We start from the raw sequence: 13,506 nt of genomic DNA, 5'->3' as shown, positions 1-13,506 counted from the left end.
CTTATATCGTAACTTTATTTTTCAGTCAATACTTTTTTTGTATTTCGGGTTTTTTTCTGGTGGGCATACTTGGGTTCGAACCAAGGACCTGCCGATTAAGAGTCGGCTGCTCTACCAACTAAGCTATATGCCCGCATGGTGTTTCAAAAAAAAGGGGTCACGTCCTATGCCGCAACCCCTGATTTTTTGGTGAGCCGCGTTGGGGTCGAACCAACGACCACCTGATTAAAAGTCAGGTGCTCTACCGACTGAGCTAGCGGCTCAATTAAGAATTGAGTTTTTACTACAACATCCAAGTGGAGTCAATTACTTTTTTGGGGATCGAACGCTTTTTTTAAAAGATGTCTGTGATGTGGATGCAGGAGAGGATGGGTGTGATGTGTTTTATCGTTTTATTTCAGATGGTTGCTCGTTATGGGTCGTCAAGCGATTTCGCACGATTAAAAGGATTTGGCTCAATCTTGGCCATGGTATAGAGTGTGGGCGCGGGAATTGGGAAGGCGGGCAGCACCGGGAGAGTAGGGGATGTTGCATTGAAAGAGGGTGCGAAGTGAAAGCAAGGGTCAGTGTCAGGCGTGTTGACAGTTATGGATATGAGCGGTTACGGGAGGCGGTTGTGGCGCTTCTGGAGCCGCTGGGGGGGATTGGCGCTTTCACGGGGCCGGGGGAACGGGTGCTGCTCAAGCCGAACATGCTGGCGGCCCGGTCGCCGGAGGCGGCTGTCACCACCCATCCTGCACTGGTCAGGATCATGGCCGAGCTGGTGCGGAGCACCGGCGCATCGGTGATGGTTGGCGACAGCCCGGGCATCGACAATTACCAGAAAGTGGCCGAGAGGAGCGGCATCGGCAGGGCCAGCCTGGAAGGGGGGGCAGAGCTCGTTCCTTTCGATGAAACCGTCGAGGTTCAGGGGAATGGCACGTTCCGGCGCATAACCCTTGCCAGGGCCTACTGGGAGGCCGACAAGGTGATCAATCTTCCCAAGCTGAAGACACACGAGATGATGACCATGACCTGCGCCGTGAAAAACCTCTTCGGCGCTGTGGTGGGGATGGAGAAGGCGGAGTGGCATCTCAGGGCTGGCACCTCCCGCCAGCAGTTTGCCCACCTGCTGCTGGAGATCTATCTGCTGAAGAAACCGACCCTGAACGTGGTGGATGCCGTGGTTGCCATGGAGGGGGACGGGCCGGGCAGCGGCGATCCGGTCAGTCTGAACGCCCTGATCGCCGGGGTCAATCCGCTTGCGGTGGATGCCGTGGCGGCGCGTCTGGCGGGGCTGCCGGCCGACATGCTGCACATCCAGCGCGAGGCCGAGCGCATGGGGCTTGCGGGTGCCCGCGGAGATGGGTTGGAACTGGTGGGCAGCGCCCTGGAGGAGTTTTCGCTCCGCCCCTTCCGTCTGCCCCGGGGGCTGGACGTTCAGTTCGGGCTGCCCGAATTCCTGAAACGGGGGCTTAGGCGGCACCTTACGGCGCGGCCGGTCGTGGACAAAAAACGCTGCGTGCTCTGCGGCATCTGCCGTGATGCCTGTCCTCCCCGGGTGATCCGCATAAAGAACAGCGCCCTGTCGATCGACGAAGGGCGCTGTATTCGATGCTGGTGTTGTCGTGAGCTCTGCCCCCGGGATGCCATGGAGGTGCATCGCGGGGTGCTGATGAGGCTGGTGGCCGCGTTACGAAACCGGCGCAGGGGTCAGGATTCTTCCTCATCGCCTCCCAGGGGGATCTCCCGGTAGGCGCGATCCTCCTCGAAGCGTTTGGTCTGGGCCTGGAGCTTCTCCAGGTCGGACTTGCACCTGACGCAGTGTCGGGCAAAGGGCAGCGCCTTCAGGCGGCCCAAAGGAATCTCCTCCTCGCACTCCTCGCAGATGCCGTACTCCCCTTCCCTGATGCGCAGCAGTGCCTCGTCGATGGCGTGCAGCTTCTCCCGCTCCCGGTCTCCCAGCAAGAGCCCCAGTTCGCGGTCGCGCTCCGATGAGGCCTGATCGTAGATGTCGCCGCTGGGCTCGTTGATGGTCAGGATGTCGGTGCCGCTCTTCAGGGTCTTCTGTATCTCGCGCAGGGTGTCATCCTTCATTTTATGGAGGATCACACTGATTTCATTCCACTTGTTGGCCTGATCTGTTGCCATGTCGTGCTCCGGTATGTTGGTATGCTTCAGTATTCACGTGGCCGGGGGCCGCATTTGAAGGCGGCACTTCTAGCAAAAAAAAAACTGCTTGTCAAGATAAATGGGCCAGCCAAAGGCGATTGGGTCGAAGCTCTTTTCAGGTCCTTTCCTGGATCTCTCCAATCAGGTCGTAGTCCGATGAATCGGTTATCCTGAGGGCGACGATATCCCCAACATCGGCGGTACCGGCGGTGATATACACCTGGCCGTCGATGTCGGGCGCCTGGCGCGAAGAGCGTCCCTTGAGCAGCAGTTCGGTCTCTTCGCTGTACCCCTCGACGATGACCTGCTCGGTTGTTCCGATCAGTTCGCGGTTGCGCTTGAAGGAGAGACGGGCCTGGATGCGCATCAGTTTGCGGTGGCGTTCGCGCTTGACCCGCTCGGAAACCTGATCCGGCATGGTGGCGGCTGGCGTTCCTTCCTCACGAGAATAGCAGAATACCCCCAGGCGGTCAAAGCGGGCCTGTTCCACGAACTGCATCAGGCTGGTGAAGTCTTCCATCGTTTCGCCGGGAAAGCCGACGATCAGGGAGGTGCGCAGCGCCAGGGTCGGAATCTCCCGGCGCAGTTTTGCGAGCAGTTCCCTGATCTGCTGTTCGTTGCTGCGGCGGCGCATGAGCTTCAGGACCGGGTCGCTGATGTGTTGCAGCGGGATGTCCAGGTATTTGCAGATCTTCGGCTCGTCGCGGATCAGGGCGATCAGGGCGTCGCTGATGCCGTCCGGATAGGCGTACAAAAGCCGTATCCACTGGATGCCGTCGATCTGCACCAGGCGGCGCAACAGAGTCTCCAGGGTGGTGCCGTCCTCCATATCGCTGCCGTAGCGGGTGATGTCCTGGGAGATGATATTCAGCTCCTTGACACCCCGGCTGGCTAACTGCTCCGCCTCGGCCACCAGCGCCTCCAGCGGTCGTGAACGGTACGGCCCCCGCAGCTTGGGGATGATGCAGTAGCTGCAACGGTTGGAGCACCCCTCGCCGATCTTGAGATAGGAGAACCAGGCAGGTGAGGAGTTGAGCCGCGGCAGAGTTTCGTCAAAGACGAAGTCCGGGTCGCCGATATAACACAGCTGCTCGTCCGTGCCGGACTTTTCCGCCAGGATCTCGGCGATGCGCGGGTAGTCGCCGGTGCCGATGAAGATATCCACCTCGGGAAGTTCCCGCGCCAGCTCCTCCTGATAGCGCTGGGGCAGGCAGCCGGAGACGATCAGGGTATGGCAGCGTCCGTCGTTCTTGCGCTCGGCCAGATCCAGGATGGCATCGATGCTCTCCTGCTTGGCTTCCTTGATGAACGAACAGGTGTTGACGATGATGATGTCTGCCTCGCGCTCGTCGGTGGTGATCTCGTACTCCTGTCGGGCGAGCAGTCCCAGCATCACCTCGGCGTCCACCAGGTTCTTTGAGCAGCCCAGGCTGACCATGCTGACTTTCTGTTTCTCTGTTGATTCCACGTGTACCTCGTGCCTCTACGGTTGTTGACGTGCTTTTATACGGATTGTGCGTTGTAAAGGCAATCGTTTTTGTTGGGAATGCGGGGGGGGCTGATGACGGGGGGCAGCTGAACTGGCTGTGCCATGAAAAGCTGCCTGTGTGTGGTTCGAGAAAAAGGGCCGCCCAGGCAATGGGCGGCCCTCTCCCCGGATAGCGGCTCGGGACTACATCACTCCCTGAAGTTCACGAACTGCATCTCGATATCCAGATCCTTGCCCTTGAGCAGTTGGATGGCGCCCTGCAGATCGTCGCGGTTCTTGCCGGTGACCCGCACCTGGTCGTCCTGAATCTGGGCCTGTACCTTGAGCTTGGACTCCTTGATGACGGCGATGATCTCCTTGCCCTTCTCCTTGGAGATCCCCTGCTGGACCGAGATCAGTTGGCGCACCATACCGCCCGAGGCCGGTTCGACCTTGCCGTACTGCAGGGCCTTGATGGAGATGTTGCGCTTGAGGAACTTGGACTGCAAGACGTCAATGACCGCCTTGAGCTTGAAGTCGTCATCGGCCAGCACCCTGACCGCATCTTTCTCCTGGCTGATCTCGCTCTTGGAGCCTTTGAAGTCGTAGCGTTGACTGATCTCCTTGACCGCCTGGTTGACGGCGTTGTCCACCTCCTGCATGTCGACTTTTGAAACGATGTCGAATGACGGCATAGCTGAAAACCTCCCATGGGAAATGTGAAAATCGTTGCAAAGGCAGAAGCCTGGCTACAGAGTTCGGAAGCCGCAGCCAGGCCCTCTGTTCCTGGTTCGTGTCAAAACCTTACTGTTGTATGACGTCCACCCCCGGGGGGGGCCTGAAGGTGAACTTCGAGCTGCTTATGCCCCTGTTGACCCTTGCCCGGCCGTAGTCGATGCGGGTCTGGTTGCCGCCTGCGTCAACAACGACGGAAGAGACGATGGGGAAGATGTCCCTCACGTTCCCCTGTCTCAGGTAGCGGGCTACCGCCTCTCCCGAGACGCTGAGTGACAGCCGGGCCAGCACCGCGGTGGGCTTTTTGGGCAGCAGCTCCAGCTGGTAGTTGCCGTTTTTGTCCTGGCGTTCCCGGGCGAAGCTTATGGAGAAGTCGCGGGAGACATGCCCCATGCCGGTCAGGTAGGAGAGTGCGATGGAATTGCCCCCCTTGAACATGGCTTCCATGGACGACACCATCACCTGGTTGCTGTCGGGGAGGTAGAACCAGACCTGCTTTCCGTTGGAGACGATCTGCTGCTTCGGCCTGGCATAGTTGAAGCGGAACATGGCCGTGGAAGAACCGGGTCGCTTCAGGAGCATTTCTCCGTTGCCGCGCTGTTCTCTTTTCATGCCGGCCACGCTGGTCCTCTGGCTGAAGTCGGCCTGAACGTCCTGGAGCGTGGCGTAACCCTTCTCCAGGGCGCTGACCACATCGCTGAGCGTTGCCGGGTGTTCCGCTGCCAGGGCCGGGTATGAGGTCATGACCAGCAGGAACAGTGCGAAAAGACTGGAAAACATGCGTGATCGGCATTTCATGGATTGGTATCTCCTCCGGGAACGGCGCCAGGGGATGGCTCCGGTCAGTGATCGGTTACTGTGCCATAACAGGGGCGTCATCGCAACCGCTTTGACGAATCGGGATCCGCGCCGCCTGGTGTATGGGTGCCGTAGGTCAGGCAATCAGGCGGGACTTCCTAAGTCCAAGGTGTTCACATCCATGACAAAGACGATGCGGCCGTTGCCCAGGATTGCGCCGCCGCTGCTGTTTTTCAGCTGCGACAAGGGCCTGCCCAGCGGCTTGACGAAGATTTCCCGCTGCCCGCTGATGGCGTCGACCGCAAGGCCTGTCAGCTTTCCGTTGATCCTGCTGACGATAACCGGAACGTGCCGGGGCGTCCGCACGGGAGGGGGGCAGCCCAGTACCTGGTGAAGGCCCAAGAGCGGAATGCTGGCTCCTGCGGATGAGCAGAAGCGGTGGCCGTCCTGTTCTACGATATCAGTGCCGGTGAGCTCGAGGGTCCGCTCCACTGCGCTGACCGGGAAGGCGACGGTCAGCGGGCCGCACTCCACCAGCAGGGCCTGGATGATGGAGACGGTCAGGGGAAGGGTGAGCGTGAAGCAGCTCCCCATGCCGACCGCAGACTGGATGGAGATGCTTCCGCCCAGGCTGCGGACGGTGCTTCTGACCGCATCCATGCCCACCCCGCGGCCGGAGGTATCGGTGACCGTTTCCGCGGTGGAGAAGCCGGGGGCGCAGATCAGTATCAGCGCCTCGTCGGCTGACAGGGCGGCTGCCTGGCCCGGACTGATCTCTCCCCGCTCCAGCGCCCTGGCGACCAGACGGCCCGGATCCAGGCCCCGCCCGTCATCGGCGACCTGGATGCTGACCTGATCCCTGTCCCGGCTGACGGTCAGAGTGATCAGGCCGCAGCGCTCCTTTCCTGCCGCCATGCGCTCCGTGGCGGGCTCCAGGCCGTGGTCCACGGCATTGCGCAGCAGGTGAACCAGCGGCTCGACGATCGCCTCCAGGATTCCCCGGTCGAGCTCGATCTCTCCTCCGCCGATGCAGAGCCTGATCTCCTTGTGCCGTTCCCGGGCCAGGTCGCGCACCAGCCGGGGGAAGCGTTCCGCCACTACGGAAAAGGGGAGCATGCGCGCCAAGAATATTTCGTCGCGCAGCTCGCGCAGGTGGTGGGCAAGCTGGCTCAACGGCTCGTGTAAGTCCTGGTCTGACGCGGATCTGCAGCGCTCCGCCAGGCGGTGCTGGGTGGTGATCAGCTCGCCGGTGATCGTGACCATGCGATCGAGGGTTTCGGCCTTTACCCGGACGGTTGTGAACGAGTCGGACTGTCTGAACTGGTGTAGGGGGGGGGAGGGCTGGTCTGTTGCGGTTGTTTCGGGGTGGCTGGGCTTTTCCTGGGCGGGGGCGAAGTCGACGATTCGTTGGGTCAGGTGCTCCGTATCGGGCAGGTCTGCTCCATTACCCGCTTCGATGACCGTTACCATGGCGGTCAGCAGGTCGCCTCCCTCCAGCAGGATGTCGCACAGCCTCGCATCGGGAGCGGAACCGCCGTCGCGGACCGCGGCCAGCAGGTCTTCCAGGTGGTGGGCCAGGGTGGCGATGCGGTCGAACTGCATGGTGGCCGCCATGCCCTTGAGTGAATGGGCATGGCGGAAGAGTTCGTGTATGCCTTTCGCGTCGGGGCTGCTCTCCAGCTGGACGATGAGGCTGTTGAATGCCTCCAGGTGCCGGCGGGCCTCGGAGACGAACAGATCCCGGTACTGGGAAATGTCCATGGTGCTATGCCTCCATGTGCGACAGCGCGGAGATCACCTTTTCCGGGGTGAGCGGTTTCTGGATGAATGCCTTTGCTCCCAGCTCCAGTGCCTTCTGGATGACCGGCTCCTGGCCGATGGACGAACAGACCGCAACACTGGAGGAGGGGCTTGCGCCGAGGATCGATGAGAGCAGATCGAGGCCGTTGGCGTCGGGGAGGATGATGTCCAGGATGATGATATCGGGAGTGTGTTCGTGCAGGCGCCGCATGGCCTCGATGCCGCTGGCCGCCTCGGCCACGACCTGGTATCCGTTTTCCTCCAGAATGCCGCGTATGATTTTTCGCATGAACAGCGCGTCATCGACGATCATTACGGTCTGGCTCATCGTCCGTTCCCCCTATCCCTTCAGCTTCTCCAGCAGCAACTCGTTAACCAGGGAGGGGTTGGCCTTGCCCTTGCTGGCCTTCATGACCTGGCCGACAAAGAACCCGAACAACTTGTCCTTGCCGCTGCGGTACTCAGCCACCTGTCCCTGGTTTTTGGCCATGATTTCGTCGATGATGGCCAGGATGGCTCCGTTGTCGGAAACCTGGACCAGTCCCTGCTCCTCCACGATGACGGCCGGCTCTTTGCCGCTCTTCCACATCTCGTCGAAGACCGTCTTGGCGATCTTGCCGGAGATGGTGCCGTTATCCATCAGCTTGAGCAGTCCCCCCAGTAGCCGGGGGGTGACCGGGCAGTTTTCTATGGAGAGTCCGCTGTCGTTCAGTCCGCGGGTGACCTCGCCCATGACCCAGTTGGAAACCGCCTTGCCGTCGTGGTGGCAGGCCACGCACTCCTCATAGTATTCGGCCAGGGGACGGCTGGCGGTGAGCACTTCGGCGTCATAGGCGGGGATGCTGAACTCGCTCATGAAGCGCTGCTTCTTGTGCTCGGGCAGTTCGGGCAGGCCCTGGCGCACCCGCTGGATCCAGTCGTCGTCGATTACCAGCGGCACCAGGTCGGGATCGGGGAAGTAGCGGTAGTCGTGGGCCTCCTCCTTGCTGCGCATGGAGCGGGTCACGCCGTTGTCGGGATCGAACAGGCGTGTTTCCTGGACAACCGTGCCGCCATCCTCGATCAGGTCGATCTGGCGCTGGATTTCGTATTCGATGGCCTGCTTGACGAACCTGAAGGAGTTGATGTTCTTGATCTCGGCGCGGGTGCCGAATTTCTCGGCCCCCTGCTCCATGACCGAGACATTGGCGTCGCAGCGGAAGCTCCCCTCCTCCATGTTGCCGTCGCAGATACCGAGCCAGGTCACGATCTGGTGCAGCTGCTTGAGATAGCTGACCGCCTCGTCGGATGAGCGCAGGTCCGGTTCGGAGACCACCTCCAGAAGCGGTGTGCAGGCCCGGTTCAGGTCCACGCCCGACCCGTCCTCCAGCTCGGGGACGTCAGCGTGCACCAGCTTGCCGGCGTCTTCTTCCATGTGGATGCGGGTGATGCCGATGCGCTTGGTTTCGCCGTTCAGCTCGATATCCAGCCAGCCCCACTGACAGACGGGATCCTCGAACTGGCTGATCTGGTATCCCTTGGGCAGGTCCGGATAGAAGTAGTTCTTGCGGGCGAAGATGCTGCGCTGGGTGATGGAGCAGTTGGTGGCCAGACCGGCCTTGATGGCGAATTCCACCACTTTTTTGTTCAGCACCGGCAGTGCCCCGGGCAGCCCCAGACAGACCGGGCAGGTTTGGGAGTTGGGGTCGGATCCGAAGGAGGTGGAGCATCCGCAGAATATCTTGGAGTCGGTCTTGAGCTGGACGTGAACCTCAAGTCCGATAACGGCTTGGTATTTCATGTGAACGGTTCTCCGAAGTCAGTGTTGGGGTAACTCCGTGTGGTTACCCTTGGTGGCAGTCACAGGGGCCGCCCCTACAGCGGCGCCCTCAGGCTGTGCCATTCGGTGGCTTGCTCGAAGGCGTGGGCCGCCCGCAGGATGGTCTCCTCGCCGAACGGCTTGCCGATCAACTGTACGCCGATGGGCAAACCCTGCCCGCTGATGCCGGCCGGCAGTGACATGGCGCAGGTCCCTGCCAGGTTGACCGGAATGGTGAAAATGTCGGAGAGGTACATCTGCAGGGGATCGTTGACCTTTTCTCCGATCCTGAAGGCCGGTGTGGGGGCAACAGGGGTCAGGATTAGGTCGACTCCCTCGAAGGCCTGGATGAAGTCGGCCATGATCAGAGTCCGCACCTTTTGGGCCTTGAGGTAGTAAGCGTCGTAGTAGCCGGAGGAGAGGGCGTAGGTTCCCAGCATGATGCGGCGTTTGACCTCGCTGCCGAAGCCCTGGCTGCGGCTCCGGGAGTACATCTCCAGCAGCCCCTCGGCCTGCTCGGCGCGATGGCCGAAGCGGACGCCGTCGTAGCGGGCCAGGTTGGCGCTTGCCTCGGCGGTGGCTATCAGGTAGTAGCTGGCCACGGCATAGTCGGTGTGGGGGAGGGATATCTCAGTGAACTCGGCTCCCAGGCGGCGGTAGGTCTCGATGGCTTGGTCCATGGATGCCTGGACGTCCGGGTCGAGCCCCTCGATGAAGTATTCCCTGGGCAGGCCGATCCTGAGCCCCCTGATGTCGTTGGTCAGGGCAGCCTGGTAATCGGGAACCGGCCTGTCGACGCTGGTTGAGTCCTTGGGGTCGTGGCCGGCCAAGGCGCCGAGCATGATGGCGCAGTCGGTGACATCCCGGGTTAGCGGCCCTACCTGGTCCAGGGAGGAGGCGTAGGCGATCACGCCGTAGCGCGAGACCCGGCCGTAGGTCGGTTTGAGCCCCACGCAGCCGCAGTGGGAGGCCGGTTGGCGGATGGAACCGCCGGTATCCGTGCCCAGGGTGACCGTGGCCTGGCGGGCCGCGATTGCCGCGGCCGAACCGCCCGAAGAGCCTCCCGGGATGCAGTCCGTGTTCCAGGGGTTGCGGCACGGGCCGGAAGCGCTGGACTCGTTGGACGATCCCATGGCAAACTCGTCCTGGTTCAGTTTTCCCAGCAGGACCATCCCCCGCTGCTTCAGCTTCTCGAAGGAGGTTGCGCTGTAGGGGGGGATAAAATTGTTGAGGATACGGGAACCGCAGGTGGTGAGCGTCCCTTCGGTGAGGAAGATATCCTTGACTGCCAGCGGTATGCCGGTCAGGACGTCCGCCTCACCCGCCGCGATGCGCCGGTCCGCCGCCTCGGCCTCGGCCAGGGCGCGTTCCGGCGTGACGGTGATGAACGCGTTGATCCGGGGTTCCAGTTCCGCGATGCGGTCCAGCATGGCCGAAGTCGCCTCGCGGGAGGAAACCTCTTTGCTCTTCAGTTTTGCGTGCAGTTCATGTAGGGTGAGGTCGAAAAGATCCATTCACTGGCTCCAGTGTGCGAGTATGTTATTATTCGATAACCTTAGGGACGCGGAAGAACCCCAGAACCGGATCCGGCGCATTGGCCAGGGCCTTCGCGGTGCCGATGGATGGGCGGGTCTGGTCCTCCCGGAAGGCGTTCTCCATGGGGACGGCGTGGGAGGTGGGCTGAATGCCGTCGGTATTCAGCTCCTTCAGCTTATCGACATAGCCGAGGATGGTGTCCATCTGACCGGCAAAGAGTTGCTTCTCTTCGTCGCTCAGTTCCAGTCTGGCCAGGCGGGCAACGTGTTCCACATCGGCGATGGTAATCTTCATAGGGGTAACTCCGGAAGTATGTTGTTGCTTCTTGCTTCGGCAGGCTCTTGTATCATGAAAACAGCGGGCTTGACAACATGGTTGGCCCGCTCTCGGGGATAAAAAATCTTTTTTCTTGACATGGAGACGGCCATTTAGTAGGTTACGTCTCTTCGAAAAATCCATGTTCAGCACCCGTGGCTGGACATGTTCAGTGAGGATTCTATGAAAACCGAAGTTGCAAAAATCGAAAACGTTAAGCGTGATTGGTATCTGGTGGATGCTCAGGAGATGGTGCTGGGAAGGCTCGCCTCCCAGATTGCGAACATCCTGCGCGGCAAGAACAAGGCAATCTATACCCCCAGCGTGGACACCGGTGACTTTGTCATCGTGGTGAACGCTGAAAAGATCGCCCTCACCGGCCGCAAGTTGGCGGACAAGTCCTACTACAGCCACTCCGGTTTTCCCGGTGGCCTGAAGGAAATCTCCGCGGGCAAGCTCCTGGAGAAGAAACCTGAGGAGCTGATCAAGAGGGCTGTCAAGGGCATGCTTCCCAAGAACAAGCTCTCCCGCCACATGCTCAAGAAGCTGAAGATCTATGCGGGTAGCAGTCATCCCCATGATGCGCAGCAGCCCAAGGTTCTGGCACTTTAATACTCTGAGGAGAGGCACGATATGGCAGCAGAAAGCTTTTACGGAACAGGCAAGCGCAAAAGCTCGGTAGCCAGGGTATGGCTCAAGCCGGGCAGCGGCGCGATAACCGTCAACAAAAAAACGCTGGACGATTACTTCGGTCGCGAGACATCGAAGATGGTGGTTCGCCAGTCCCTGGAACTGACCGAGAATGTGGGCAAGTTCGACGTATTCGTCACCGTTCAGGGTGGCGGCGACTCAGGTCAGGCCGGTGCCATCAGGCACGGCATCACCAAGGCGCTGCTGGAGGCTGATGCCGAGCTGCGCGGCACGCTGAAAAAAGCCGGATTCATCACCCGCGACTCCCGCGTCAAGGAGCGTAAGAAATACGGCCGCAAGGCAGCGCGCGCCCGCTTCCAGTTCTCCAAGCGTTAAGAGGGGACTGGTCCTACGACCGGCATCTGTTTGTAAAAGGGGAAACTTCCACAGTGAAGTTTCCCCTTTTTTCTGTCCGGTTGGTCGGCGCCGGCATGGGGAAACGCCTTGTTTTGGCATTTGGGCGCCTCACCTGGGCGGTCTGTTGCCGGGATATTTTTTTATTGACAATAAAATTGAAAAAAGCTAAGTGATAATGCGCTCCAGAGAGAACAGCTTTTGATTTGCGTGGATAGGCGCTTCCCTGGCGGGAGTGGGCCGAGGCTGCTGCGTGTAAGTACAACCATGGGTAACAGGGGCATTCACGCCCTGAATTTTTTTAGCACCACTATTTTCATTGGGGAGACAGGAAACTACATGGATAAGATCATCGACATAACCGAACTTGCCCTGCGGGATGCTCACCAGAGCCTCATCGCCACCCGTCTTGGTATCGAGGACATGACCGGCATCTGTGAAGAGCTTGACAACGCCGGGTACTGGTCAATCGAATGCTGGGGTGGAGCCACCTTCGACTCCTGCATCCGCTACCTGAACGAGGATCCGTGGGAGCGTCTGCGCACCTTCAAGAAGCTGATGCCCAAGACCAAGCTTCAGATGCTGCTTCGCGGCCAGAACCTGCTTGGCTACCGCCACTACCAGGACGAAGTGGTTGAGCGTTTCGTGGACAAGTCGGCCGAGAACGGCATGGACGTGTACCGCATCTTCGACGCCCTGAACGACCTGCGCAACCTTGAGACCTCCATCAAGGCGGTCAAGAAAGCCGGCAAGCACGCCCAGGGCACCATCAGCTACACGGTCAGCCCGATCCACACCACCGCCCTGTTCGTGGACCAGGCCAAGCGCCTGCAGGACATGGGCGTTGACTCCATCTGCATCAAGGACATGGCCGCCCTGATCAAGCCGCAGCCGGCCTATGACCTGGTCAAGGGGATCAAGGAAGCCTGCCCCGGCCTGCGCGTCCAGCTGCATGCCCACTCCACCACCGGCGTCACCCTGGTCAGCCTGATGAAAGCCATCGAAGCCGGCGTGGACTGCGTGGACACCGCCGTCAGCTCCATGAGCTTGGGACCTGGCCACAACCCCACCGAGAGCCTGATCGAAATGCTGGAAGGCACCGGCTACACCACCAAAGTTGACCTGGACCGGGTCCTCAAGGCCAAACTGTACTTCTCCAAGACCCTTGGCCGCTACAAGCAGTTCCTCTCCGCCGTCACCGGCGTCGAGACCGAAATCTTCAAGAGCCAGATCCCGGGCGGCATGCTCTCCAACCTGGAAAGCCAGCTCAACCAGCAGGGCGCCGGCGACCGCCTCACCGAAGTTCTGGAAGAAGTACCGCGCGTTCGCAAGGACACCGGCTATGTACCGCTGGTCACCCCCAGCAGCCAGATCGTCGGCACCCAGGCCGTCCTCAACGTCCTGATGGGCAAATACAAGGTCCTCACCGGCGAATTCGCCGACATCATGCTCGGCTACTACGGCGCCAGCCCCGGCGACAAGAACATGGAAATCGTTGCCAAGGCCCAGGATCATGCCAAGAAAGAGCCGATCACCTGCCGCCCCGCCGACCTGCTCGATCCTGAATGGGCAAAACTGAGAGCTGAAGCAGAAGCACTGGAAGGCAACGACGGTAGCGACGAAGACGTGCTCACCTACGCCATGTTCCCCCAGGTAGCCGCCAAATTCTTCGCCACCCGCGCAGAAGGCCCGATGAACCTGGGCAAGGACCCGGAAGAAGGCGCCGTCGACGCAGCCACCGCTGCCGAGCACCAGGGCAAGATCACCGGCCCGATCACCTATGCCGTCACCCTGGAAGGGCAGAAACACAAGGTAGTCGTCGCCCCGTACAAAAAGTAACCTGACCACGTAATCGCTTACT

At 60.5% G+C, this 13,506-nt stretch carries 13 protein-coding genes and 2 tRNA genes; 4 read left to right on the top strand and 11 right to left on the bottom strand.

The annotated features are described in order from the left end of the window. Positions 1-57 precede the first annotated feature (57 nt). Positions 58-133 (bottom strand) — tRNA-Lys (locus PPRO_RS15395). A gap of 54 nt (positions 134-187) precedes the next feature. Next, positions 188-263 (bottom strand) — tRNA-Lys (locus tag PPRO_RS15390). 287 nt (positions 264-550) lie between these two features. Here PPRO_RS15390 and PPRO_RS15385 point away from each other — a divergent pair. Then, a complete protein-coding gene (locus tag PPRO_RS15385; protein WP_049759756.1) occupies positions 551-1,735 on the top strand; it encodes a DUF362 domain-containing protein in 1,185 nt (394 codons plus the stop codon). Here PPRO_RS15385 and PPRO_RS15380 read toward each other — a convergent pair. The 9 genes from PPRO_RS15380 to gatC form a co-directional block, all read right to left on the bottom strand. Beyond that, entirely contained in the window at positions 1,693-2,130 is a 438-nt protein-coding gene (locus PPRO_RS15380) for a TraR/DksA family transcriptional regulator (protein ID WP_011736923.1), read from the bottom strand. The two genes, PPRO_RS15385 and PPRO_RS15380, sit on opposite strands and share 43 nt — an antisense overlap. A 136-nt stretch (positions 2,131-2,266) precedes the next feature. Then, complete coding sequence (rimO, locus tag PPRO_RS15375; RefSeq protein WP_041532889.1) at positions 2,267-3,589, bottom strand: 30S ribosomal protein S12 methylthiotransferase RimO; 1,323 nt, start codon at positions 3,587-3,589, stop codon at positions 2,267-2,269. A gap of 239 nt (positions 3,590-3,828) precedes the next feature. Then, a complete protein-coding gene (locus PPRO_RS15370; RefSeq protein ID WP_011736921.1) occupies positions 3,829-4,314 on the bottom strand; it encodes a YajQ family cyclic di-GMP-binding protein in 486 nt (161 codons plus the stop codon). Between the two features lie 109 nt (positions 4,315-4,423). Continuing rightward, positions 4,424-5,152, bottom strand: a complete 729-nt coding sequence (locus PPRO_RS15365) for a LolA family protein (RefSeq protein ID WP_011736920.1) — start codon at positions 5,150-5,152, stop codon at positions 4,424-4,426. A gap of 144 nt (positions 5,153-5,296) precedes the next feature. Beyond that, positions 5,297-6,913: a chemotaxis protein CheA gene (locus tag PPRO_RS15360; protein WP_011736919.1), complete on the bottom strand. Its 1,617-nt coding sequence runs from the start codon at positions 6,911-6,913 to the stop codon at positions 5,297-5,299. Between the two features lie 4 nt (positions 6,914-6,917). Continuing rightward, the gene (locus tag PPRO_RS15355) at positions 6,918-7,280 is read right to left on the bottom strand and encodes a response regulator (RefSeq protein ID WP_011736918.1); all 363 of its coding nucleotides are present in this window, start codon (positions 7,278-7,280) and stop codon (positions 6,918-6,920) included. A gap of 12 nt (positions 7,281-7,292) precedes the next feature. Then, positions 7,293-8,732, bottom strand: a complete 1,440-nt coding sequence (gatB, locus tag PPRO_RS15350; protein WP_011736917.1) for an Asp-tRNA(Asn)/Glu-tRNA(Gln) amidotransferase subunit GatB — start codon at positions 8,730-8,732, stop codon at positions 7,293-7,295. A 74-nt stretch (positions 8,733-8,806) separates the two neighbouring features. Beyond that, positions 8,807-10,264 (bottom strand): Asp-tRNA(Asn)/Glu-tRNA(Gln) amidotransferase subunit GatA, encoded by a 1,458-nt coding sequence (gatA, locus tag PPRO_RS15345; protein WP_011736916.1) that lies wholly within the window; start codon positions 10,262-10,264, stop codon positions 8,807-8,809. 28 nt (positions 10,265-10,292) lie between these two features. Then, positions 10,293-10,580: an Asp-tRNA(Asn)/Glu-tRNA(Gln) amidotransferase subunit GatC gene (gene gatC / locus PPRO_RS15340; protein WP_011736915.1), complete on the bottom strand. Its 288-nt coding sequence runs from the start codon at positions 10,578-10,580 to the stop codon at positions 10,293-10,295. A 204-nt stretch (positions 10,581-10,784) separates the two neighbouring features. Between gatC and rplM the strand changes: the two genes are divergently transcribed. The 3 genes from rplM (at position 10,785) to PPRO_RS15325 (ending at position 13,484) form a co-directional block, all read left to right on the top strand. Next, entirely contained in the window at positions 10,785-11,213 is a 429-nt protein-coding gene (gene rplM / locus PPRO_RS15335) for a 50S ribosomal protein L13 (protein WP_011736914.1), read from the top strand. Between the two features lie 21 nt (positions 11,214-11,234). Continuing rightward, positions 11,235-11,627 (top strand): 30S ribosomal protein S9, encoded by a 393-nt coding sequence (rpsI, locus tag PPRO_RS15330; RefSeq protein ID WP_011736913.1) that lies wholly within the window; start codon positions 11,235-11,237, stop codon positions 11,625-11,627. A gap of 357 nt (positions 11,628-11,984) precedes the next feature. Continuing rightward, complete coding sequence (locus tag PPRO_RS15325) at positions 11,985-13,484, top strand: methylmalonyl-CoA carboxytransferase subunit 5S (protein ID WP_011733988.1); 1,500 nt, start codon at positions 11,985-11,987, stop codon at positions 13,482-13,484. Positions 13,485-13,506 lie beyond the last annotated feature (22 nt).

Source organism: Pelobacter propionicus DSM 2379, from assembly GCF_000015045.1.
Taxonomy (GTDB): domain Bacteria; phylum Desulfobacterota; class Desulfuromonadia; order Geobacterales; family Pseudopelobacteraceae; genus Pseudopelobacter; species Pseudopelobacter propionicus.
The sequence above is the reverse complement of the archived record's forward strand: the minus strand, read 5'-3'. Positions and strand labels throughout refer to the sequence as shown.

Bases quoted from the DNA above. Each gene is read 5' to 3' on its own strand.
- PPRO_RS15360 (WP_011736919.1), bottom strand. From the start codon at position 6,913: ATGGACATTTCCCAGTACCGGGATCTGTTCGTCTCCGAGGCCCGCCGG.
- rimO (WP_041532889.1), bottom strand. From the start codon at position 3,589: ATGGTCAGCCTGGGCTGCTCAAAGAACCTGGTGGACGCCGAGGTGATG.
- PPRO_RS15355 (WP_011736918.1), bottom strand. From the start codon at position 7,280: ATGAGCCAGACCGTAATGATCGTCGATGACGCGCTGTTCATGCGAAAA.
- rplM (WP_011736914.1), top strand. From the start codon at position 10,785: ATGAAAACCGAAGTTGCAAAAATCGAAAACGTTAAGCGTGATTGGTAT.
- rpsI (WP_011736913.1), top strand. From the start codon at position 11,235: ATGGCAGCAGAAAGCTTTTACGGAACAGGCAAGCGCAAAAGCTCGGTA.
- gatC (WP_011736915.1), bottom strand. From the start codon at position 10,580: ATGAAGATTACCATCGCCGATGTGGAACACGTTGCCCGCCTGGCCAGA.
- PPRO_RS15325 (WP_011733988.1), top strand. From the start codon at position 11,985: ATGGATAAGATCATCGACATAACCGAACTTGCCCTGCGGGATGCTCAC.
- PPRO_RS15370 (WP_011736921.1), bottom strand. From the start codon at position 4,314: ATGCCGTCATTCGACATCGTTTCAAAAGTCGACATGCAGGAGGTGGAC.
- gatA (WP_011736916.1), bottom strand. From the start codon at position 10,264: ATGGATCTTTTCGACCTCACCCTACATGAACTGCACGCAAAACTGAAG.
- PPRO_RS15365 (WP_011736920.1), bottom strand. From the start codon at position 5,152: ATGAAATGCCGATCACGCATGTTTTCCAGTCTTTTCGCACTGTTCCTG.
- PPRO_RS15380 (WP_011736923.1), bottom strand. From the start codon at position 2,130: ATGGCAACAGATCAGGCCAACAAGTGGAATGAAATCAGTGTGATCCTC.
- gatB (WP_011736917.1), bottom strand. From the start codon at position 8,732: ATGAAATACCAAGCCGTTATCGGACTTGAGGTTCACGTCCAGCTCAAG.